Consider the following 22698-nt stretch of genomic DNA (forward strand, 5'->3'; position numbering starts at 1 on the left):
AAGATAATAAAAAAGACCTCACAGGTTTTTAAAATCTGTAAGGTCTAGAAATATGGATTAAAATTTTTGTTTACAATCGATTATCAATAATACTTTGTACAACTTCAGGATTTAAAAGTGTTGATACATCACCCAAATTATCAATTTCATTACAAGCTATTTTTCGTAAAATACGTCTCATAATTTTTCCTGATCGTGTTTTTGGCAATCCTTCTGTAAACTGAATTTTATCTAGTTTAGCTATTGGTCCAATTCTATCAGAAATTAATTGATTGATTTCCTTTTTTAAATTGTTATGATCTCTACTTTCTCCAATATCTTTTAAAGTAATGTAACCATACAAAGCACTTCCTTTGATGTCATGTGGAAAACCAACAATGGCACTTTCTGCAACTGCAGGATGTTCGTTAATTGCATCCTCAATAGGTGCTGTTCCTAAATTATGCCCAGACACAATAATTACATCATCTACCCTACCTGTAATTCTGTAATAACCAACTTCGTCTCTTAAAGCACCATCACCTGTAAAATATTTATTTTCATAAGCCGAAAAATAGGTTTCTTTATATCGTTGATGATCTCCCCAAATTGTTCTTGCAATGCTTGGCCAAGGAAATTTAATACACAATCTTCCATCAACTTGATTGCCTTTTAATTCGTTACCATTTTCATCCATTAAACAGGGTTGAATGCCAATAAATGGTAATGTTGCATAGGTTGGTTTTGTAGGTGTTACATAGGGAATTGGAGTAATCATCATTCCTCCAGTTTCTGTTTGCCACCAAGTATCTATAATCGGACTTTTCTTTTTTCCAATCGTTTCATTGTACCAATGCCAAGCTTCTTCATTAATAGGCTCTCCAACAGAACCCAATACTTTTAAAGATGATAAATCATACGTATCTACCAATTCTGTTCCATGTTTTGCCAAAGCTCTAATAGCTGTAGGTGCTGTATAAAATTGAGTTACTTTGTGCTTTTGAACAATTTCCCAAAAACGACCAAAATCTGGATAACTTGGCACACCTTCAAACAAAATAGTGGTTGCTCCATTTGCTAAAGGTCCATAAACTATGTAAGAATGTCCAGTAATCCACCCAATATCTGCTGTGCACCAATAAACATCATTTTCTTTATATTGAAAAGCATTTTTAAAAGTATAGGCTGCATAAACCATGTATCCTGCTGTGGTATGCACCATTCCTTTTGGTTTTCCTGTAGAACCAGAAGTGTACAAAATAAATAACGGATCTTCTGCATCCATAATTTCTGCTTCACATTCTTTCAAAGCTTCATCTAATAAAGGTTGCAACCATTTATCACGACCTTCTTTCATATTTATTTCTGATGAAATTCGTTTTGCTACCAAAACCGTTTCTACACAATGACATTTTTCCAAAGCTTCATCTACAATTCCTTTTAAATCGATAGATTTTGCTCCTCTGTAAGAACCATCTGAAGTAATAACCATTTTACAATTAGAATCATTAATTCTAGTTGCCAATGCTGTAGACGAAAAACCTGCAAAAACAACTGAATGAATTGCACCAATTCTGGCACAAGCCAAAGTAGCAATTGCCAGCTCAGGAATCATTGGAACATAAATACAAACGCGGTCTCCTTTTTGAATGCCCTGTTCTTTTAACACATTTGCAAACTGATTTACACGTTCATACAACTGTCTGTATGTAATATGTTCTGCTAACTCATCAGGATTATTTGGTTCAAATAAAATTGCAGTTTTATTGGCTCTTGTAGCTAAATGCCTATCAATACAATTTTCTGTGATGTTTAATTTTGCACCTTGAAACCATTTGATTTCGGGTTTTGTAAAATCCCAATTTAAAACTTTATCCCATTTTTTTCGCCATAAAAAATGCTCTTCTGCTATTTCTTCCCAAAAATTCTCAGGTTCACGAACCGACTTTCTATAAACTTGAAAATATTCTTCTAAATGTTTAATGTGATAATTACTCATTTCTGCTTATTTCTTGATGGTTATTGATTTTTAGTGAGTAGCTTCTCCTGCTCCACTAGGAATTCTAATATTTTCTACAATTTCTTGCACTTCTAAAGGTGGTGCTGGTGTAAATTTAGAAATAACTATTGATACTAAAAAATTTGCACACATAGCAATGGTACCAAAACCTTCTGGTGAAATTCCAAACCACCAATCTTCTTTAGAGCCACCACCAAACCAATCGAACTTAAATTTTAGCATGTAAAAAAGCATCAATAAAATACCTACTACCATTCCTGAAATGGCGCCTTCTTTGTTCATTCTTAAGCTAAAAATCCCCAAAACAATGGCTGGGAAAAACGAAGCAGCTGCCAAACCAAAAGCCAAAGCAACTGTGGCTGCCACAAAATCTGGTGGATTAATTCCAAAATAACCAGCCACACAAACTGCAACCACTGCAGATAATCTTGCAGCGATTAATTCACCTTTTTCTGTAATATTTGGGTTGATCATTTTCTTGATTAAATCGTGAGAAACTGATGATGAAATTACCAATAATAAGCCTGCTGCTGTAGACAAAGCTGCTGCCAAACCTCCTGCAGCAACCAAAGCAATGACCCAATTTGGCAAACCAGCAATTTCCGGGTTTGCTAAAACCATAATATCTTTATCAACAGTTAGTTCGTTTTTAGAAGCATCTGCTACATATTGAACTTTACCATCATTATTTTTATCATCAAAAACAATTAAACCTGTTTTTTCCCAATTAGAAAACCATTCTGGTAAACTTGAATACTCTTGATTACTAACAGTTTCTATTAAATTGGTTCTAGAGAAAACCGAAATTGCTGGAGCTGTTGTGTATAAAATAGCAATAAACAATAGTGCCCAACCTGCAGATTTACGTGCATCTGAAACTTTTTTAACAGTAAAAAAACGAACAATTACATGAGGTAAACCTGCTGTACCTACCATTAATGCTGCTGTAATTAGAAAAACATCTAAAGTAGATTTACTACCAGAAGTGTATTCTGCGAAACCAAGTTCTTTGTGCAAGCCATCTAATTTATCTAATAAATAAACACCACTTTCGTCTGCACCACCAAAACCTAATTGAGGAATAGGATTCCCTGTCATTTGAATGGATATAAAAATGGCTGGCACCATAAAAGCAAAAATTAATACACAATATTGCGCAACTTGGGTGTAGGTTATTCCTTTCATTCCTCCTAAAACCGCGTAAAAAAGCACGATTATCATTCCAATAATAACACCTGTATTAATATCAACTTCTAAAAAACGTGAGAAAACCAAACCAACTCCACGCATTTGACCTGCAACATAAGTGAACGAAATTAAAAGTGCACAGAAAACAGCTACACTTCTAGCTGTATTGGAATAATAACGATCTCCTATAAAATCGGGAACTGTAAATTTTCCAAATTTTCTTAAATATGGAGCTAATAATAATGCTAATAATACATAACCACCTGTCCAACCCATTAAATACACAGAACCATCATAACCATTAAAAGAAATAATGCCTGCCATAGAAATAAAAGAAGCTGCAGACATCCAATCTGCTGCTGTTGCCAAACCATTTGCTAATGGAGAAACTCCACCACCAGCAACATAAAACTCTTTTGTAGATCCTGCCCTTGTATAAATAGCAATACCTATGTATAATGCAAAAGTTATTCCTACTAAAATCCACGTCCAAACTTGAATACTCATAATTTTATGTTTTTATTTTTCGTTAAATCCGTATTCTTTATCGAGCTTATTCATTAGTTTTATATACACAAAAATCAGAATTACAAACACATAAATTGAACCTTGTTGCGCAAACCAAAAACCAAGTTTAAATCCTCCCATTTTTATGGTATTTAGCTCATCCACCAAAATAATTCCGAATAAAAAGGAAACTATAAACCAGATACTTAAAAGAATAATTAAGTACCTCACATTTTTTTTCCAATATTTTTTTTTGTTTTCTGATGCCATATTTAGTTGTGATTATTGTTAATTTGTTGCAATATAAATTAAGTTGTAAATTTTTAAATATCTAATTCTACCAATTTCATGTTACAATTATACATTGATTTATTTAGTAACTATCTGTATATTATACTTTTATTTTTTGTCATTTCTACCCTATACTCGTCTGTTGGTTTTGGTGGTGGCTCGAGTTATTTAGCTATTTTGGCATTAACAAGTATTGTTTTTACACAAATAAGAGCCACAGCTTTATTGTGCAATATTGTGGTTGTTTTTGGAAACGTAATTTTATTTCATCATCAAAAAAAATTAGATTGGTTAAAAATAATACCAATTGTTTTATGCAGTATTCCATTCGCTTTTTTAGGTGGATATATAAAAATAAGTCAACAATTCTTTTTTATTTTATTAGGTTTTACACTTTTATTTGCTGCGATTACTATGTGGAGTTCTAAACGAATTATTTCTTCAGATATAAAAAACATACCGCAAAATATTATGAAAAATGCAAGTTATGGGGGGCTAATAGGTTTTATTTCGGGGGTTGTTGGAATTGGTGGTGGTATTTTTTTAGCGCCACTTTTACACCTTACAAATTGGGATACACCTAAAAAAATAGCAGCTACTGCAAGTTTTTTTATTTTAGTTAATTCCATTGCAGGGTTGTTGGGGCAATACTCAAATCCTGATTTTGAAATTGATTGGACGTTAACATCAACATTAATGATAACAGTATTTATTGGTGGACAAATAGGAAGAAGAATAAGCAATAAGTATTTTACCCCTATTCAACTAAAAAAAGCAACAGCAATCTTAATTGCAATAGTAGGTTTAAAAATTTTATGGAAACATTTAATTTAAATTGATAAAAGTTAAATTTTATTAAAATTGATTGTTTTATTCTCATTGAACAAATATCTTTGAAATCAACTACAAATTAATTACTTAAATATGTTAGAAAATATTTTTACTCTTTTAATGTTGGTAATGCTTCAGGCTGTTTTGGGCTTTGACAACTTGCTTTATATTTCTTTAGAATCTAAAAAAGCGCCTGTAATTGAGCAACAAAGAGTCAGAAAAGTTGGTATTTTAGTAGCAATCGTTTTAAGAATTGTACTATTATTTTTATTAGTTTCTATTATCGATTATTTTAAAGAACCTTTTTCTTTTTTAACAGGAGGTATAGAAGATGTTGTAAAGTTTGCTTTTAATGGACATAGCATTATAGTTCTTTTAGGAGGTGGATTTATTATATACACAGCCATAAAAGAAATTTGGCATATGATAGGAACACCTAATTTAGAAAAATCTAATATGGTTGATACTGGCAGTAAAAAAACTGCAAATGCTGCAATTGTTAGCATTGTAATAATGAATTTAGTTTTTTCTTTCGATTCTATTTTGGCTGCAATTGGTCTTACTAGCGAAATTAAAAACTCTACTACAGCTTTTGTAATAATGGCAATTGCAATTGTAATCAGTGGCTTGTTAATGTTATTTTTAGCTGATAAAGTTTCCTCGTTTTTAGCAAAAAACAGAATGTATGAAGTTTTAGGGTTGTTCATCCTATTTATAGTGGGAATCATGTTAATTACGGAAGGAGGCCATTTAGCACATATAAAACTTTTTGGTGAAGAAATTGTGCCAATGAGTAAAACTACTTTCTATTTTGTAATTGCAATTTTAATCATTGTAGATATTGTACAAGGCAGATATCAGAAAAGATTATCATCTGAATAACAAATTATTACTTAGAAAAAATTAAAACCGCTATTCAGCGGTTTTTTTTATTTAGAAAACTTTAAGTTTTTGTTTATTTTTTTTAACATAATATTAAACAAGATTAATCAAAAGCTAAACTACTTTTGTAGAAACTTAAAACAAAAAATTATGAATTTCAAAAAATTAATTCCATCAACATTATTCGCAATTATGATTTCAGTAGGTAGCTATGCAATTGACACCGATCCTAAAAATGATAAAAAAAATAATGAAGAAAAAACTATTGTTGGTGTAGCTGCTGGCAATGAAAACTTTACAACTTTGGTTGCTGCAGTGAAAGCAGCTGGTTTAGTAGACGTTTTAAATGGAGATGGACCTTTTACAGTTTTTGCTCCTGTAAATGATGCTTTTGCAAAATTACCTGAAGGTACAGTTGGCACTTTGTTAAAGCCAGAAAATAAAGAATTATTGACTGCTATTTTAACATACCATGTTGTTGCTGGAAAATTTGTAGCAAGCGATGTGATTAAGGCTATAAAAGCTAACAATGGTAAATTTGCTATTAAAACAGTACAAGGTGGTATAATTACTGCTTCTTTAAAAGACGGTAAGGTTATTTTAACTGACGTTAAAGGAAATGTTTCTACTGTTGTTATTGCTGATGTAGCTGCTTCTAATGGTGTAATACACGCTATTGATACTGTTGTAATGCCTCAATAATTAATAGATTAAATTATCTTATAGAACCTATAAATAAATTTAACTATTGTTTATTAATTTTAACTTTTTATTAAACATATTTATAACTATATTTGTAGTAAAAGTTGAAAAAATTATTTATAATATACTTCTTATAGTTCTCGCTTTTGAGCGTATTTACAACAGGAAGTTTTTTGGTTGATTGATTGAAACCGCTGCAATTTGCAGCGGTTTTTTATTTCAATTCTAAAATAGAATCTTGTAGCCTTTGAATTATTATTTTGGTAATTCTTCTATTAAACTCAGATGAATTCTTATTGTAAGCTTCATATTCATCTATAGTAAAATGCCCCAAAACACTGCCAATAATAGTATTTTTAAACTGAATATCCTTTTCCAAAACCGATTTAATTTTGGCTCTTTTCTTTTGTTCTGATAAAACTATAAAATCAATTTTTCTTTTTTCTAGATAACTCTTAAAGAAAGCAATTAACAAATCGTGTTGCATTTTAATAATAGGTCTTAAAACCTCATTTTGAAATGTTTCAGTTTCTGTTGTATTTGCATTTATTAAGTTCGGTAAAATTGGTCTTTCTTTAGTCATTTTCTAATAAATTGTCTAATTCTAATTGATAATCGTATTGTAAATCTTCATGCAATTTATCAATCGCTTTTTTAATCATTCGAACTTGTGCATCAAAAACATTCTGTAAACGCTGACTTCTTTTTATAGAAGGCTTCATTTCCATTAATTTTTTACAGAAATACAGTAATAACTCAGTCTCTGTTTCTTTCTTTTTAGAGTATCTGATGTATTTTTTTGTGAGTGATAAAATTTTACGAACACTCTTTCTAATGTAAAAATAACTTTTTGTGTTTATCTCATAAAATTGTTCATCCATTTGGTTTTTTATGGATAAAATATATGAATCTTCATCATGAGATTCAAACAACAAATAGGTAAGTAATTCTTTATTCTCTTTTTTAAACCTAGATAAATGTAAGCACAACTCTTTTAACTCGGCTCCAGATTTATGGGAAAGCTCGTCTTTGAGTTGTTTAATAGTTACTGCTTTCATTTATATAGATAAAAAATCTAAAACATTTTTTTCTATTCTATTTAAAACATTTTCTGTTTTTGCTTTTATAAACTCTTCTCCTGTAATTTGTTCATACAACTCAATGTATCTATTCGAAATTTCGATAATTTTTTCATCTGACATCTCTGGAATTTGTTGCCCAGTTTTTCCCTGAAAACCATTTTCTATTAGCCACTGACGCACAAATTCTTTCGATAATTGCTTTTGCGCTTCTCCTGTATTTTGTCTTTCTTGATATCCATCTGCATAAAAATAACGAGAAGAATCTGGTGTGTGAATTTCATCAATCAGTACAATTTTACCATCTTTTGTTTTACCAAATTCGTATTTTGTATCCACCAAAATTAAACCTCTTTTTGCAGCAATTTCTGTTCCTCTTTTAAAAAGTTTTCTGGTATAATCTTCTACAACTAAGTAGTCCTTTTCTGAAACAATTCCTTTTTCTAAAATGGCTTCTCTAGAAATATCTTCATCATGTTCGCCATTATCTGCTTTGGTTGATGGAGTAATAATTGGTGTTGGAAATTTATCATTTTCCTTCAATCCTTCAGGCATTTCTACGCCACACAAAACTCTTTTTCCTAATTTATATTCACGAGCTGCATGACCAGATAAGTATCCACGAATTACCATTTCTACTTTAAAAGGTTCACACAAATGACCAATTGCGACATTTTCATCAGGATTTGCTATTAACCAATTTGGAACAACATCTGCAGTATCTTTCATCATTTTTGTTGCAATCTGATTTAAAATCTGACCTTTAAAAGGAATTTGTTTTGGTAAAATAACATCGAAAGCAGACAATCTATCTGTGGCAATCATCACTAAAAGCTGATTATCTATATTATAAACCTCCCTAACTTTACCTTTATAAATTGATTTTTGATGTGGAAACTGAAAATTTGTTTCGTTAATTGTGTTCATGAATTCAGAATTGCTGTTTAGGCAAAAATAAGTTAATTTTTAGGATATTATTTTCTTAATAAAGAAAAATTGCCATGCAAAACTTCACCTGTTTCTGTAACTACTTTAAAATAATAGTTTGATGATTGCACATTTTTACCTTGATAAGTGCCATCCCAAAAACCAGAAGAACTTTTGAATTCTTTTATTAATTTACCATATCTGTTATAAATGTATATGGTATAATTTACATCTGGAAAATCTTTTAATCTCCAAACATCATTACTTCCATCGTTATTTGGTGTAAAAAAACCTGGATACGATTTTACAAAAACCGTTTCTGTATAGTACTCACAGCCATCAACTCCTCTTATATAAACAGTTTGCTCACCTCCTTTTATTTGGTTAAATATATTTTCTATTTGATAATTAAAACCATCAATTGAATATTCGTATTCTCTATCAGAAAAAACCAAAACTTGTATAGAATTATTTTTAGAAGAAAAATCGTTTACTTTAATTGAAACGTTATTTAAAGAGGAATTTGTTAAAACTTCTACTTCTACAATTGATGTTTCACTGCCACAAGCTCCATTATCTATAGTGTAAGAATAGTTGCCTGAAACGTTAAGGCTTGGGTCGAAAATACCATTTGGTAAAGATGGAAACCAAGTTCCGTTTGCATCTGGGTTACCTTCTAAGAGATCAAATAAACTAAAACTCGGTACATATTCGCAAACTTGAATTTTTGTACCAATTCCTGCATTTGGTTTGGTAATGTTTTTTACTGTAATTTTTGATGAAATTTCTCCACAAAAATCATCAATTACAGTATAGGTATATTCTGTATTTAAGTCTCTTTGTGGATTAAAAATATTTGTTGTGCTTTCTAATTGAGGAGCCCAATAACCCCCTTTGCTTGGATTTCCCTCGATAAAATTAAAAAGATCAACTTGTGTTATTTGATTGCAAAATACAACTTCAGTATCTTCTCCAGCAGTTAACGTTGATGGAATATCTACTAAAACCTGTGCACTTCTCTGGCCACAAGTTGGGTCTGAATGAATGTAAGTATAAACACCAGGTTTATCTTTTAAAGGATTAAATTCTCCTGAACCACTTGCCAAACTTGGAACCCAACTTCCACCTCTGTCTGGGTTTCCATTTAAAACAGTAAATAAATCTTTAATTGGAGAGTTTAAACACAACTGAACCAATCCATTGCTTCCAGGATCTGTATTACTTGCCTCTTGAAAATCGAAAATACCATTATTATTCTTATCTGTTGGTGTTGTATAACCAGTCGCTTCATTGGTAATTAAACCATTTATATCTACATTATTGGGTAAATCTCCTAAAATTCCATCTGAATTTTGATCTTCAAAACCTGCTTCAATTACATCAAAACATCCATCATTATCACTGTCTAAATCTTTAGAATCTGGGAAACCATCATTATCTGAATCTGTAATTCCATTTCCTTCTACTGTGTCTAATATTCCATCATTATCATCATCAAAATCGATTACATCTGCTACTCCATCATCATCAAAATCTGGATCACATATTTCAATAATTTTTGCTGCAGTTAAACAATCTCCTAAATTATTTTGGATTATTAAATCTTTTGTTATTTCTCCATTATTGATAATATTACACAACCAAGAACAGTTTTGTAATAAGATGTTATTTTTAACTTCGAGGTTTCCATCTACAAAAATAAAACTGCCAAAACCTGTTACCTGGTTTAATTTTGAGTTGTTAGATAGAATAAACCAATCTTCTAAAAAATTTATATTACCAACTTTTAAAAGTTTATTAAAACCGTTTATACTTTTAATATCTGTATTCGCTATTCTAAAACCGGCACCAACTTCTTCTAAGTTATTAAAACTTGGTATTTCTTCCATACCTAAGCCTCTTAAATCAAAGTAATTGCCTATTCTTTCTAATTTATTAAAACCAGAAATTACTTTTGTAGCTTCTATATTTAAATCGTTACCAATGCTTATTAACTCGTTAAAACCATCAATTAAATTTAAGCTAGGATTGGATGTAAAGTTTAAATCATCTACAATTTCAATTAGATTATTAAAGGATGGAACTTTAGTTAAAAAAGGATTTTCACTTATATTTAATTCTTCTTTTATTATTTTTAGATTCTCGAAACCACTTACTTCTTTTAACTGATCTCCAAAACCAATTTTTAAACTAAAAGTAATTGTTTCGATTTCTTTAAAACCCTCTACTCTTTCTAAAACAGGATTTAATGCAATAACAACATCATGTGCGAATTGCAATTTATTAAAACCAGAAATTGATTTAAGGAATTTACAATTGGTGATTTCTAAATCGCCTCTTACTTGTATTAAATTATTAAACCCAATAAGTTCGTTAATATTCGCTGTAATTTTTAAATTACCATTAACATTTTTTAAAAAATTTAAAGGTGTTAAATCTGTAATTTCAGAAAAAACTTCACTATTGTCTTGAACAAATCCAGAAAGAATTATTACATCTCCAGTAATAACATTACAAGTTCCGTAATTGGCAGCGAACTCATTAACATCGGTTTGAGATGCTAAAGTAACAGTTCCTGGAGGTGGACATTGTGAATAATATCTAGAAAACCATAAAGAAAGTAACAGTAAAAAAATGGCTTTTTTCATTAGAAACAAAAATACAGAATCATTATTATATACAGTCTGATTTCTATGTGAATACTAACAAAAATCGTATCAAATTCTAAGTAATTCGTAAAATTTTACTTTGGTAATAATTTTATCTGTTTTAAATTATCTGCAATTGGTGTTGCAGTAATTACTTTTTCGCCAGGAATAAAATAGAAGAAATAAGCAGAATTCTGCCCAATTTTATGCACATCTAATCTAGAGTTATCTTTAAAAATTAAAGTGTGATTTGGGATTATTTCTTTGTTTGCAAACTTATATTTCATTCCTATTCCCATGCCAGTTCTCATAGAAACAAACAACAGAAAAAAGATAAACATCATGCCAGGAAATATGTTTTTTTTCTTGCCTAACTCTTCATATTTTTTATCCCATTTTTCTATATCATATAACTTTTTATACCATTTTTTTGTTCTTAAATATGCATAGAATTTAAACATCCATTTGGTAAAATACAAGTACATAATCCAAAACATGAAACCTAAGAATAAAGAAATTTTCCAGTTATTTGTTAATAAACTTATGGGTGAAATTAATGCATCTAAAATGGTGGTATAGTTTAGATAAGAGACTCCAAAAATCCCATAAAATATGGCATCACTTACTATGCCTAAAATTATTAAATAAAGATAGCCAATGTAAAAATAATCTTGTAAACCTAATTTACTTTTTTCTATGTGTATCATTCAGTTTCTATACTTTTATAAGCACTAATAATTTCTTTTACTAACCTGTGTCTAACCACATCTTTATCGTCTAAATACACCTGTGCAATTCCATTTATATCTTTTAAAGCCAATAAAGATTCTTTTAAACCCGAAACTTGTTTTCTGGGTAAATCTATCTGACCTGGATCACCTGTAATAATAAACTTTGCGCTTTTACCCATTCTTGTTAAAAACATTTTCATTTGATTGTGGGTTGTATTTTGCGCTTCATCCAATATTACAAAGGCATTATCTAAAGTTCTACCTCTCATAAAAGCTAAAGGAGCAATTTGTATAATCCCTTTTTCTAAATGAGATTCTAATTTTTCGTGAGGTATCATGTCTCTTAAAGCATCATACAAAGGTTGCATATAAGGATCTAATTTCTCTTTTAAATCTCCAGGTAAAAAACCTAAATTTTCTCCAGATTCAACTGCAGGTCTTGTTAAAATGATTCTTCTTACTTCTTTCTCTTTTAAAGCCCTAACTGCCAAAGCAACAGCTGTATACGTTTTTCCAGTTCCTGCAGGTCCAACAGCAAAAAGCATATCATTCTTGTCCATCAAAGTAACCATTTTACGTTGATTTTCGGTTTGAGGCTTTATCAATTTTCCATTTGTACCATGCACTAAAACATCTTTAGTACTTTTTGCAATACTCGTTTTTTCCTCAGTTCCTGTAGATGTTAAAATACGTTCAATACTGTTATCATCCAATTTATTGTATCTATTAAAATACTTTATTAACCGTTCGAAACGAATTTCGAATTCGTTTAAAAGTTCTGCCTCTCCATAAATTTTAAGCTTGGCTCCTCTTGCAACAATTTTAATTTTTGGGAAGTATTTTTTTAACTGCTCTATGGTACTATTTTGTGTTCCAAAGAAATCTTTTGGATTAATTTCCGTTAACTCTATAATGCGTTCGTTCAAATGATTAAATTTATATCTGTTAGTCTAAGAATTATTAAATTAAAAATAGTAATTAAAACTGCTAAATTGATTAGATTTGCTTAAAATAGTTAACAACTTTTACACAATTAATTAACAGTCGAAAAAGCAATGTCTTTTATAACATTAACAACCGATTTTGGAACAAAAGACCACTTTGTTGGTGCTGTTAAAGGTGCTATTTATTCGGAATTAGCAGACGCAAAAGTTGTAGATATTACCCACGAAATTTCTCCATTCAATATTACAGAAACTGCTTATATTTTAAAAAACTCATACAAAAGTTTTCCAGAAAAAACGATTCATATTGTAGGTGTAGATTCAGAATTGAGCGAAACCAATAAACACATCGCTTTAGAACTAGACAATCATTTTTTTGTTTGTCCAGACAATGGTTTAATTTCTATGATTGCATCAGAAATTCATCCAACAAAAATTGTAGAAATTAATATTCACGACAGAATAGAAAGTAGTTTTCCTGTACTAGATGTTTTTGTTCAAGTGGCTTGCTTTATTGCACGTGGAGGAAACCTAACAGTTATAGGAAAAGAAATATACGAATTTAAAAAACTCGTTGAAATACAACCAAAAGTAAATCAAAACCAAACCCAAATAATTGGTGGTGTTTTATATATAGATAATTACGGAAATGTAATTAGTAACATTAGTAAAAAGATGTTTAATGATATTGGTAAAGGACGAAATTTTAAAATAAATGCATCTCGTTATTCTTTTAATAAAATTTACGATAAATACAATGAAATTGTTGGTAAAAACACTAATGATTCTAGCCAATTTGATGGTAATAAGCTAGCCCTTTTTAACTCTGCTGGTTTTTTAGAAATTGCAATTTATAGAAGTAATTTAAAAACAGTGGGTGGTGCAGCTTCTTTATTAGGTTTAGAATATAGAGACCCAATTATTATTGAATTTTTTACAGAATCTAAACCAGAATTTACCTCAATATCTTAATAAATATGTTTGTTAGAATTGTAAAAATGAGTTTACACTCAAAATTTATAGCCGAATTTCAACATATGTTTGATGAAAAAAAAGCCAAAATTAGAGCGAACAAAGGCTGTACATTATTAGAATTATACCAAGATAAAAACAACCCAGAAATCTTTTTTACCTATTCCTATTGGGAAAATGAAAGTGATTTAGAAAATTATAGAAATTCTGATTTTTTTAAAGAAACTTGGCAACAAACTAAAACTTATTTTAATAATAAGCCAGAGGCTTGGAGTGTAGCTAAAAAGGTTAGTTTATTATAATGAGTTTTAATTTTGTAACATTTCCAATCTTAAAAACAGAAAGATTAATTTTAAGAGCTCTTAATTTTGATGATGTTGGAGCTATTTTTGATTTACGCTCAAATGAAGAAGTTCATAAATTAATTACCAGAAAAACGCCTAAAAACTTAAAAGAAGCTGAAGATTTTATTCAAGTTTGTCATGAAGAATTTGAAAATAGAAATCGTGTTTTTTGGGCTATGGAATTTAATGATAAAATGATTGGAACAATTGTATATCACAGAATTGATTTAGAAAGTAATTATGCAGAAATTGGTTATGAATTAAATCCTGAATACCATCAAAAAGGTTTCATGTCTGAAGCAATGAAATCTGTTCTAAATTATGGTTTTTCAGAAATGAATCTAAATACAGTAGAAGCTTTTACACATAAAAATAATACGCCTTCCATTGCGTTACTAGAGAAATGTAATTTTATTTTTCAACCAGAAAGAAAGTGCAAAAATGTTGAGAATAATAGTATTTATAAATTATATAAAGTATAAATGTTTCCAATTTTAAAAAAAGAATTTAACTCATTTTTTGCAAGTCCAATTGCCTATTTAGTGATTGGAGTTTTCTTGCTCATTAATGGGTTATTTTTATTTATTTTTAATGACGATTTTAACATCTTAAACGCAGGTTTTGCAGATGTAACTCCGTTTTTTTATTTAGCTCCTTGGGTTTTTCTTTTTCTGATTCCTGCAATCACTATGAAAAGTTTTGCAGATGAATTTAACACAGGAACTATAGAACTTTTAAAAACAAAACCCATTTCTGATTGGCACATTGTTTTAGGTAAATTTTTAGCCTCGCTCCTACTGGTTTGTATTGCCATAATTCCGACTGTTATATATGTTTACACAGTTTATCAATTAGGAAATCCTGTTGGAAATATCGATTTTGGCAGCACAATTGGTTCTTATATTGGTTTGCTTTTTTTAGCAGCAACTTATACTTCAATTGGTTTATTTACATCCACTTTATCAAAAAATCAAATTGTTGCATTTATTTTTGGGGTTTTTATTACGTTTTTTCTTTTTTATGGGTTTGATGCAATTGCAACTTCTTTTGGAGATAGCAGGTTGACAATCAATAAACTAGGTATTAATGAGCATTTTAAAAGTATTTCTAGAGGCGTTATCGATACTAGAGATATAGTCTACTTTTTAAGTGTTACTTTTTTCTTTTTGTTCATTACTAAAACTCGATTAGACAATGAATAAAAACATTAAAAACATAGGACTTTTATTGATTGGAATTATCGTTTTAAACTTTGCAAATCAATCGTTTTACAAACGTTTCGATTTAACTGAGGATAAAAGATACACCCTTTCAGAAACTACAAATACCATTTTATCAAAAGTAAAAAAACCGCTTTTTATTACGGTTTATTTAGAAGGCGATTTTCCATCAGAATTTAAAAGACTGCAAGTTGAAACGCGTCAATATTTAGAAGAATTGGCTGTAAAAAATAGCAACATTAAAATCCGATTCGAAAATCCTGATGAACAACGTGAAGACTTGATCAAAAAAGGAATGATGCCAAGTCAGTTAACTGTGGAAGAAGATGGAAAACTCTCAGAAGCTATTATTTTTCCTTGGGCAGAAATCAATTTTGAAGAGAAAACGAAAGTAGTTTCATTATTGCCAACATCAATCGTGGCAAGCCAAGAAGAACAGTTGCAAAAAGCGATTGAAAATTTAGAATATAGTTTTAGCGAAGCCATTAATTCTATCATTCAAAATAAAAACAAAAGTGTTGCTATTATTACTGGAAATGGCGAATTACAAGACATTTATCAATATAGTTTTTTAAGTGAAGTTGCTAAAAAATATAAATTAGCAAAATTTACTTTGGATTCAGCTGCAAGAAATCCGCAACAAACTTTGTTAGATTTAACATCATTAGATTTGGCAATTATTGCAAAACCGACTGAAAAATTTACTCCAGATGAAAAGTTTGTTTTAGACCAGTTTATTACAAATGGAGGTAAAACTTTGTGGATGTTAGACAATGTGCAAGCAGAGCAAGACAGTTTAATGTCTTCTGGAAAAATGTTGGCTTACCCAAGAGATTTGGGCTTAACAGATTTATTGTTTGCTTACGGAATTCGCATCAACACAACTTTGATTAAAGATTTATATGCTGCCCAAATTTCATTGGCTACAGGAACTATTGGCAACCAAACTCAATATAAAAATTTAGATTGGTTTTATCATCCTTTGGTTGGTGGAAACCCAAATAGTGCTATTACAAAAAATGTAGCTCCTGTTCGTTTGCAGTTTGCAAATCAGATTGATACCTTAAAAAGTAACATTAAAAAAACGCCATTATTAATGAGTTCTCCTTTAACCCAAAAAATAGGAACTCCAACAATTATTGAGTTGCAATCTATTGCGAATGAGCCTGAAGAAAAAGACTATATTTCTGGAAATCAATTATTTGCTATTTTATTAGAAGGTAATTTTAATTCGGCATATAAAAATCGTATCAAACCTTTTAATACTTCGCTTTTTAAAGAAAATGCAACTCAAAATAAAATGATTGTAATTGCTGATGGTGATGTTGGTAAAAATCAAATTTTAAAAGGAAAACCAACTGATTTATCTCATGATAAATGGACAAATCAAAGCTTTGGGAATAAAGATTTTTTAATAAATTCGGTTGATTATTTGTTAGACGACTCTGGTTTAATGGAGTTGCGAAACAAGACTTTAAAAATTAATATTTTAGACAAGCAAAAAGCATATCAAGAAAGAACCTTTTGGCAGTTTTTAAATGTAGTTTTGCCTTTGATATTCTTGTTTGCTTTTGGATTTGTATTTAATTATTGGAGGAAAAGGAAGTATAGTTAGTTGTTGGTTTTTAGTTTTTAGCAAAAATGGAAAATTATCAACTTTGAAACTTTGAAACTTTGAAACTTTGAAACTTTGAAACTTAAATAGAAAGCAAATCATCGTAAATAAATTCATATCCTAAAACATTTTGTAGTTTTTTAGAACTGATAATTTTCCACTCATAAACCTCATTTTCTTCAAATTCTGGAAGGTCGAAACCTTTGCTTAATTTAGCTAAAGTATAAAATTCTCTTCTTGTTGGATGATGATTAGAACATGCATTAAAAATTTCATTCCAACAATTTTGGTTGATAATTTCGTGAATAATTTCAATACAATCCTCTTGATGAATCATATTTACAAAACCTTTTGGTTGTGGGATTTTTCGTCCGTTTTTAAACCAATTTGCAGGATGTCTTTCACCACCAAATAAACCTGCAAAACGAATAATAGTGGTTTCGAAAAAAGTGTTTTCTCTAAATAAATTTTCTATTTCTGTTAATGGGCTTTTTACAGTTTCATCTTCTTCTGTCATCACTTTATTAATTGTTGCATAGACAGAAGTAGAACTAATAAAAATAACTTTTTGAATGGATGATTCTTGTATTTGAGCAATCAAGTTTTCAAAGCCATCGACATCTTTCGAAGTTATGGCTATGATTAAAATATCAGATTCTAAAAAAGTATCATATTCTTCAAATTCAGAGATATTTACCAAATAAGTTTCTATTTCTAAAGCTTCTAAATCATCAATTTTATCTTCTGAGGTTGTAGAACCTTTTACAGAAAAACCATCCTCTAAAAAAGAAACAGCCAAAGGTTTTCCTAACCAACCACAACCTAAAACACTAATTTTCTTCATAAACTAAATTTAAAAAAACTTTAATTTTTTTTCCAAAAAACCATAAAATTAAACTATAAAATTCAGGATTCTTAAAGAAATTTATAGTTCAAGAAATATTTAAGCCTCTATTTTTTTGTAATATTTTTTCTTAAACCAAAAAGAAACTCTAACCAATAAAATTAATGCTGGCACCTCTACCAAAGGACCTATAACACCTGCAAATGCTTGTCCTGAATTCAATCCGAAAATTGCAATAGCAACAGCAATAGCTAGTTCAAAATTATTACCAGCTGCAGTAAAAGCTACTGATGCAGTTTTATCATAAGTTGCTCCAGTTGCTTTGGTTACAAAAAAACCAATGATAAACATTACTGTAAAATAGATGAGCAAGGGTATAGCAATAATCAAAACATCCATGGGAATTTGAACAATTAATTCTCCTTTTAAAGAAAACATCACCACAATTGTAAATAATAACGCAATTAAAGTTAGGGGAGAAATTGTTGGAATAAATTTCTGTACATACCAATCTTCACCTTTTAATTTTACGAGTATTAATCTACTTAAAATTCCCATTACAAAAGGAATTCCCAAATAAATAGCTACACTTTCTGCAATGATTTCAATAGAAATATCAACAATAGCTCCTTCAAAGCCAAAATAAGGAGGAAGAACTGTTATAAAAATCCATGCATAAAAACTGTAAGCAAACACCTGAAAAATACTATTTAAAGCAACTAAACCTGCTCCATATTCACTGCTTCCTTCTGCCAAATCGTTCCAAACCAAAACCATCGCAATACAGCGTGCCAAACCAATTAGAATCAAACCAACCATATATTCTGGATAATCTCTTAAAAAAGTGATCGCTAAAATGAACATAAGTATAGGCCCAATAATCCAATTAAGTAATAATGAAATTGAAAGAATCTTTGTGTTTCTAAAAACTTTTGGTAAAAGTTTATAATTAACCTTTGCCAAAGGCGGATACATCATTAAAATTAAACCAATGGCTATAGGAATATTTGTTGTTCCGCTATTAAATGAATTTATGATGTTAGGAAAGTTTGGAACAAAATACCCAAGTGCTATTCCAACTGCCATTGCTACAAAAATCCAAATTGTTAAATTTCTATCTAGGAAACTCATTTTTTTTGACGTCATATTTTTTAGTTTTATTTGATTGAAAACACATCATAATTCAGTAATAATTTGCATGATTATTTTTCAGATGATAGATGTCTTAAGATCAAATATATTTAAGAATTTAAAGTGATTGGAATTCCTTTTTCTGAACAGAATCTTGTTTGCCGTGTTTTATTTTTTAACAACAATTTTCAATGTCAGAAATATCTTGATTTAGAAACTGAAATATTGTTGTTTTCATTTTTGTCCAATTTTCATGGTTGATACAATAACAAACGCTGGTACCTTGCACATTGCCTTTTATCAATCCTAAGTTTTTTAACTCTTTTAAATGCTGGGAAATTGTTGGTTGAGCTAACCCAATTTCATTGACTAAATCACCACAATAACAACCATCTATTTTAAAGAGTTGTTGTAAAATTGCAACTCTAGCTGGATGCCCAAGAACTTTTGCAAAAAGTGCTATTTCGTTTTGAAATTCAGTAAATATTTCGGTTTTAGTTAATCCCATTTTTTGATATTAATTAATTGCAATATTACGATTAATATTTAAATAGTTCAAAATTAAAAAACAGAATTCTTTAATGTATTTTATAATTTCGTTAACATTTGTCATTTTCTGAAATCGTAATTTTGATAAACAAATTAAATAACTAATTATCATGAAAAAAATTATACTATCATTATTTGTAGCAGCTTTTGCTTTTTCTACAAATGCACAAATTAAAACGCCAGCACCAAGTCCATTTCAAAAAACTGAACAAGTTGTAGGTTTAACAGATGTTACTTTAGAATATTCTAGACCAAGCATGAAAGGGAGAACCATTTTCGGAGGTTTAGAAGAGTTTGGAAAAGTTTGGAGAACAGGCGCAAATGCGAACACAAAACTTACTTTTTCTACAGATTTTATGGTTGATGGGAAAATGTTGAAGAAAGGCACATATGCTTTGTTCACAATTCCTGGAGAAGAAACTTGGGAGGTAATTTTATATACGGATGCCTCAAATTGGGGAGCTCCTGCAAAATGGGATGAAGAAAAAGTAGCTGTAAAAGTAACTGTAACTCCTTTCGAAATGCCAATGCCAATTGAAACTTTCACCATTACTTTTGATGATTTAACAAATAACTCTGCTGTAATTGGAATTATGTGGGAAAATATTTATGTACCATTTAAATTCGAAACACCAACAGAAAATATGGTTTCTGAGCAAATTAAAACAATAATGGCTGGACCTTCTGCTCAAGATATGTATGCATCTGCTGTATATTATTTAGAAGCTGGTAAAGATATTAAACAGGCACAAACTTGGATAGACAAAGCTGTTGCTATGACTGCTGATGCTCCTAAATTCTGGTATTTAAGACAACAATCTTTAATTCATGCAAAAGCAGGAAACAAAAAAGGTGCAATTGCTGCAGCTAAAATGTCTTTAGAATATGCAGAAAAAGCTGGAAATGACGGTTATGTAAAAATGAACAAAGCTTCTTTAAAAGAATGGGGAGCAATGTAATTTGTAATTCCTTTAAAATATTAAAATCTCAAGCTTTCGCTTGAGATTTTTTTTTGATTCTTAATAATTTTTAAAATTTATTATCTCCATCCAACAAATTTCCAAGACCTCCTAAAACACTTCCTTCTCCTCTGCTTCCATTTCCTGTTTGTGGAGCCATTGCTAAAACTCTTCCAGCCAATCTACTAAAAGGTAAAGATTGCACATACACAGTTCCAGGTCCTTGTAAAGTTGCAAAAAATAAACCTTCGCCTCCAAAAATGGTGTTTTTAATTCCGCCAACAAATTCTATATCGTAATTTACATCTTTTGTAAAACCAACAATACAGCCTGTATCTACTTTTAAAATTTCACCAGCTTTTAAAACTTTTTTGGCCATGGTTCCTCCTGCATGAATAAATGCCAAACCATCACCTTCTAATTTTTGCATGATAAAACCTTCGCCACCAAACAAACCTCTTCCTAATTTTTTAGAAAATTCTATTCCAATAGAAACACCTTTTGCAGCACATAAAAAAGCATCTTTTTGGCAAATAAATTTTCCGCCAAACTCGGTTAAATCAATAGGAATAATTTTTCCAGGATAAGGAGATGCGAATGAAATTTGCTTTTTTCCAATTCCGTCATTTGTAAAAACAGTCATAAACAAACTTTCTCCTGTTAAAATTCGTTTTCCTGCAGAGAAAATTTTACCTAAAATTCCTTTATCTTGATTAGAACCATCACCGAAAATAGTGTTCATTTTAATTTGATCGTCCATCATCATAAAAGTGCCTGCTTCTGCAACAACACCTTCATGAGGATCTAATTCAATTTCTACAAATTGCATTTCTTCTCCGAAAATTTTATAATCAATTTCATGAGCATTGATACTATAATTTCTTCTTGGCGAATTGTTTGGTAGTTTATCTTGAAACATAATTTATTATTTTATTTGCTATTTATAAGATGATTAGAATTTGATTTTGTTACAAAAACAACAACTAATTTTCAAATTTAATAATTTGTTAAAGCTTCACTTTAAAATAATCTTTATTTTTGAATCACAAAATTCTAATGGCTATGAAATATTTATCTCCAGAAATTGAAGCTTTATCGAAGCAATTTGAAATTACAAAATCGTTGGCACGCAAGAATCTTTCTTGTGGTATTTTTCAAGATTGCGATCCAAAAGAAGAAAGAGGTGAGTTATTTAAAAAGAAAGAATAACTTACGATTTTACTCTAATACTCCAATGAAAATGAAATTTAGAAACTACGACTCCATGTTCATTTTTTCCTTCAGATGTTAAAACAATTTTTTGTCCTTCAGTAGTTTCTATAGATTTTTGAATCGCTTCTCTAATTTCATTTCCACCAGTGCAAGAAAAAGTAATTCTACCAGTTGCTTTCTTAAAAAAATCTGCTTCTTGATGCGTTACTAACATCGAAACTTTACGCTTAGAATCGTCAATGGCTTTCATTACCAAAAGTCCTGTTGGTAATTCTGCAGCCATTCCTTGAGCCGCCCAAAACATGCTTTTAAATGGATTTTGATTCATCCATCTATGTTTTATTGTTACTACTACTTCTTTATCTGTTATAGATTGTACTCTAACACCTCCAAAAAATGCTAAAGGCAGTTTAAAAAAGTTAAAAAAATTGACTTTTGTAGGTGTGAATTTCATTAATTATGAGTTAAAAAAGTTTTTATAATATATTTTTATAAAAATATTTAAATGTTTGGGAAAGATAGTGAAATTTATTTAAACTCAACAATAACAGTACTTTTCAGCTTTTTACAATTCTATAATTCTTAAATATAAATGTTAAAAAAATGTTAATTTTAGTACTATGTATTGCACAATACCTTCTTTAGAATATATATTTGCATAAGAAAGTATTATATTAATTTTTACAAGATGAAACAAAATAAAGAAAATACAAACGCTTTTTTAATACATATTTCTGCTTTTGCAGGTTTTATGTTTCCATTTGGTAACATTATTACACCTTTAATTGCATGGCAAACTTTAAAAGATAGAAGTTTGTTTTTGGACGAACAAGGTAAAGAAGCTGTGAACTTTAACATCAGCTATACACTTTATGCGTTTTTAATATCCATTCTATTTATTCCATTTGCCTTGGGTTCATTTTTTAATAGGCACAATAATTTTGTAAACATTAGAAACTTGGATTTTGATATAGATATGCACAATATTTTTGGCTTTATAGGCATTGGCTCAGTTGCTGGAATTATTTATATAGTTGGAGTTGCACTCGTAATTATTGCATCATTAAAAGCGAAAGAAGGAGAAAATTATAAATATCCTTTCACCATAAAATTTATAAAATAA

At 29.7% G+C, this 22698-nt stretch carries 25 protein-coding genes; 11 read left to right on the forward strand and 14 right to left on the reverse strand.

Going from position 1 to position 22698, the window contains the following annotated elements; translation table 11 throughout:
* Positions 1–70: 70 nt before the first annotated feature.
* The 3 genes from acs to WAO74_RS03875 are packed head-to-tail and all read right to left on the reverse strand — an operon-like array spanning position 71 to position 3964.
* Positions 71–1978, reverse strand: coding sequence for an acetate--CoA ligase (gene acs, locus WAO74_RS03865; RefSeq protein WP_422159842.1), 1908 nt, complete (start codon positions 1976–1978; stop codon positions 71–73).
* Positions 1979–2008: 30 nt separating this feature from the next.
* The gene (locus WAO74_RS03870; protein WP_422159844.1) at positions 2009–3694 is read right to left on the reverse strand and encodes a sodium:solute symporter family protein; all 1686 of its coding nucleotides are present in this window, start codon (positions 3692–3694) and stop codon (positions 2009–2011) included.
* A gap of 12 nt (positions 3695–3706) precedes the next feature.
* Positions 3707–3964, reverse strand: a complete 258-nt coding sequence (locus tag WAO74_RS03875; protein ID WP_422159845.1) for a DUF4212 domain-containing protein — start codon at positions 3962–3964, stop codon at positions 3707–3709.
* Between the two features lie 78 nt (positions 3965–4042).
* Here WAO74_RS03875 and WAO74_RS03880 point away from each other — a divergent pair, with 78 nt between their 5' ends.
* The 3 genes from WAO74_RS03880 to WAO74_RS03890 all read left to right on the forward strand — a co-directional run bounded on the left by WAO74_RS03880 (position 4043) and on the right by WAO74_RS03890 (position 6400).
* Positions 4043–4819, forward strand: a complete 777-nt coding sequence (locus WAO74_RS03880; RefSeq protein WP_422159847.1) for a sulfite exporter TauE/SafE family protein — start codon at positions 4043–4045, stop codon at positions 4817–4819.
* A gap of 90 nt (positions 4820–4909) precedes the next feature.
* Positions 4910–5698 carry a TerC family protein gene (locus WAO74_RS03885; RefSeq protein ID WP_422159849.1) on the forward strand — a complete coding sequence of 263 codons (789 nt, stop codon included), beginning with the start codon at positions 4910–4912 and terminating at the stop codon, positions 5696–5698.
* Between the two features lie 150 nt (positions 5699–5848).
* The gene (locus WAO74_RS03890; RefSeq protein WP_422159851.1) at positions 5849–6400 is read left to right on the forward strand and encodes a fasciclin domain-containing protein; all 552 of its coding nucleotides are present in this window, start codon (positions 5849–5851) and stop codon (positions 6398–6400) included.
* A 214-nt stretch (positions 6401–6614) separates the two neighbouring features.
* Here WAO74_RS03890 and WAO74_RS03895 read toward each other — a convergent pair whose 3' ends face one another.
* The 6 genes from WAO74_RS03895 to WAO74_RS03920 form a co-directional block, all read right to left on the reverse strand.
* Positions 6615–6983 (reverse strand): glyoxalase, encoded by a 369-nt coding sequence (locus WAO74_RS03895; protein WP_422159853.1) that lies wholly within the window; start codon positions 6981–6983, stop codon positions 6615–6617.
* Positions 6976–7458, reverse strand: a complete 483-nt coding sequence (locus WAO74_RS03900) for a hypothetical protein (protein ID WP_422159854.1) — start codon at positions 7456–7458, stop codon at positions 6976–6978. Before WAO74_RS03900 ends, WAO74_RS03895 begins: the two co-directional genes overlap by 8 nt.
* Positions 7459–8406, reverse strand: a complete 948-nt coding sequence (locus tag WAO74_RS03905) for a phosphoribosylaminoimidazolesuccinocarboxamide synthase (protein WP_422159856.1) — start codon at positions 8404–8406, stop codon at positions 7459–7461. It abuts the gene before it with no gap.
* Positions 8407–8453: 47 nt separating this feature from the next.
* Positions 8454–11054, reverse strand: coding sequence for a T9SS type B sorting domain-containing protein (locus tag WAO74_RS03910; RefSeq protein WP_422159858.1), 2601 nt, complete (start codon positions 11052–11054; stop codon positions 8454–8456).
* A gap of 95 nt (positions 11055–11149) precedes the next feature.
* Positions 11150–11761, reverse strand: coding sequence for a hypothetical protein (locus WAO74_RS03915; RefSeq protein ID WP_422159859.1), 612 nt, complete (start codon positions 11759–11761; stop codon positions 11150–11152).
* Complete coding sequence (locus WAO74_RS03920) at positions 11758–12711, reverse strand: PhoH family protein (protein WP_422159860.1); 954 nt, start codon at positions 12709–12711, stop codon at positions 11758–11760. The genes WAO74_RS03915 and WAO74_RS03920 overlap by 4 nt, the downstream gene beginning before the upstream one ends.
* Positions 12712–12840: 129 nt before the next feature.
* Between WAO74_RS03920 and WAO74_RS03925 the strand changes: the two genes are divergently transcribed.
* The 5 genes from WAO74_RS03925 to gldG are packed head-to-tail and all read left to right on the forward strand — an operon-like array spanning position 12841 to position 16880.
* Positions 12841–13701 (forward strand): SAM hydrolase/SAM-dependent halogenase family protein, encoded by an 861-nt coding sequence (locus WAO74_RS03925; protein WP_422159861.1) that lies wholly within the window; start codon positions 12841–12843, stop codon positions 13699–13701.
* 5 nt (positions 13702–13706) lie between these two features.
* Positions 13707–14003 carry a putative quinol monooxygenase gene (locus WAO74_RS03930; RefSeq protein ID WP_422159862.1) on the forward strand — a complete coding sequence of 99 codons (297 nt, stop codon included), beginning with the start codon at positions 13707–13709 and terminating at the stop codon, positions 14001–14003.
* Positions 14003–14527: a GNAT family N-acetyltransferase gene (locus WAO74_RS03935; RefSeq protein ID WP_422159863.1), complete on the forward strand. Its 525-nt coding sequence runs from the start codon at positions 14003–14005 to the stop codon at positions 14525–14527. The genes WAO74_RS03930 and WAO74_RS03935 overlap by 1 nt, the downstream gene beginning before the upstream one ends.
* The gene (gene gldF, locus WAO74_RS03940) at positions 14528–15247 is read left to right on the forward strand and encodes a gliding motility-associated ABC transporter permease subunit GldF (protein ID WP_422159864.1); all 720 of its coding nucleotides are present in this window, start codon (positions 14528–14530) and stop codon (positions 15245–15247) included.
* Positions 15240–16880, forward strand: coding sequence for a gliding motility-associated ABC transporter substrate-binding protein GldG (gene gldG, locus WAO74_RS03945; protein ID WP_422159865.1), 1641 nt, complete (start codon positions 15240–15242; stop codon positions 16878–16880). The genes gldF and gldG overlap by 8 nt, the downstream gene beginning before the upstream one ends.
* Before the next feature lie 82 nt (positions 16881–16962).
* Here gldG and WAO74_RS03950 read toward each other — a convergent pair whose 3' ends face one another.
* The 3 genes from WAO74_RS03950 to WAO74_RS03960 form a co-directional block, all read right to left on the reverse strand.
* On the reverse strand, positions 16963–17724 hold the full coding sequence (locus WAO74_RS03950; protein WP_422159866.1) for an NAD(P)-binding domain-containing protein: 762 nt from the start codon (positions 17722–17724) through the stop codon (positions 16963–16965).
* 99 nt (positions 17725–17823) lie between these two features.
* Positions 17824–18870 carry an ACR3 family arsenite efflux transporter gene (gene arsB, locus WAO74_RS03955; protein ID WP_422159867.1) on the reverse strand — a complete coding sequence of 349 codons (1047 nt, stop codon included), beginning with the start codon at positions 18868–18870 and terminating at the stop codon, positions 17824–17826.
* Between the two features lie 160 nt (positions 18871–19030).
* Positions 19031–19363 carry an ArsR/SmtB family transcription factor gene (locus WAO74_RS03960; RefSeq protein WP_422159868.1) on the reverse strand — a complete coding sequence of 111 codons (333 nt, stop codon included), beginning with the start codon at positions 19361–19363 and terminating at the stop codon, positions 19031–19033.
* Between the two features lie 151 nt (positions 19364–19514).
* Between WAO74_RS03960 and WAO74_RS03965 the strand changes: the two genes are divergently transcribed.
* Positions 19515–20363, forward strand: a complete 849-nt coding sequence (locus WAO74_RS03965; RefSeq protein ID WP_422159869.1) for a DUF2911 domain-containing protein — start codon at positions 19515–19517, stop codon at positions 20361–20363.
* A gap of 70 nt (positions 20364–20433) precedes the next feature.
* Here the strand turns inward: WAO74_RS03965 and WAO74_RS03970 are convergent, their stop codons facing one another.
* Complete coding sequence (locus WAO74_RS03970; RefSeq protein ID WP_422159891.1) at positions 20434–21234, reverse strand: TIGR00266 family protein; 801 nt, start codon at positions 21232–21234, stop codon at positions 20434–20436.
* 191 nt (positions 21235–21425) lie between these two features.
* Between WAO74_RS03970 and WAO74_RS03975 the strand changes: the two genes are divergently transcribed.
* Positions 21426–21572: a hypothetical protein gene (locus WAO74_RS03975; RefSeq protein ID WP_422159870.1), complete on the forward strand. Its 147-nt coding sequence runs from the start codon at positions 21426–21428 to the stop codon at positions 21570–21572.
* 1 nt (position 21573) lies between these two features.
* Here the strand turns inward: WAO74_RS03975 and WAO74_RS03980 are convergent, their stop codons facing one another.
* Positions 21574–22029, reverse strand: coding sequence for a DUF4442 domain-containing protein (locus WAO74_RS03980; RefSeq protein ID WP_422159871.1), 456 nt, complete (start codon positions 22027–22029; stop codon positions 21574–21576).
* 234 nt (positions 22030–22263) lie between these two features.
* Between WAO74_RS03980 and WAO74_RS03985 the strand changes: the two genes are divergently transcribed.
* Positions 22264–22698 (forward strand): DUF4870 domain-containing protein, encoded by a 435-nt coding sequence (locus WAO74_RS03985; protein ID WP_422159872.1) that lies wholly within the window; start codon positions 22264–22266, stop codon positions 22696–22698.

The organism is Polaribacter sp. (assembly GCF_049276715.1).
Classification (GTDB): domain Bacteria; phylum Bacteroidota; class Bacteroidia; order Flavobacteriales; family Flavobacteriaceae; genus Polaribacter.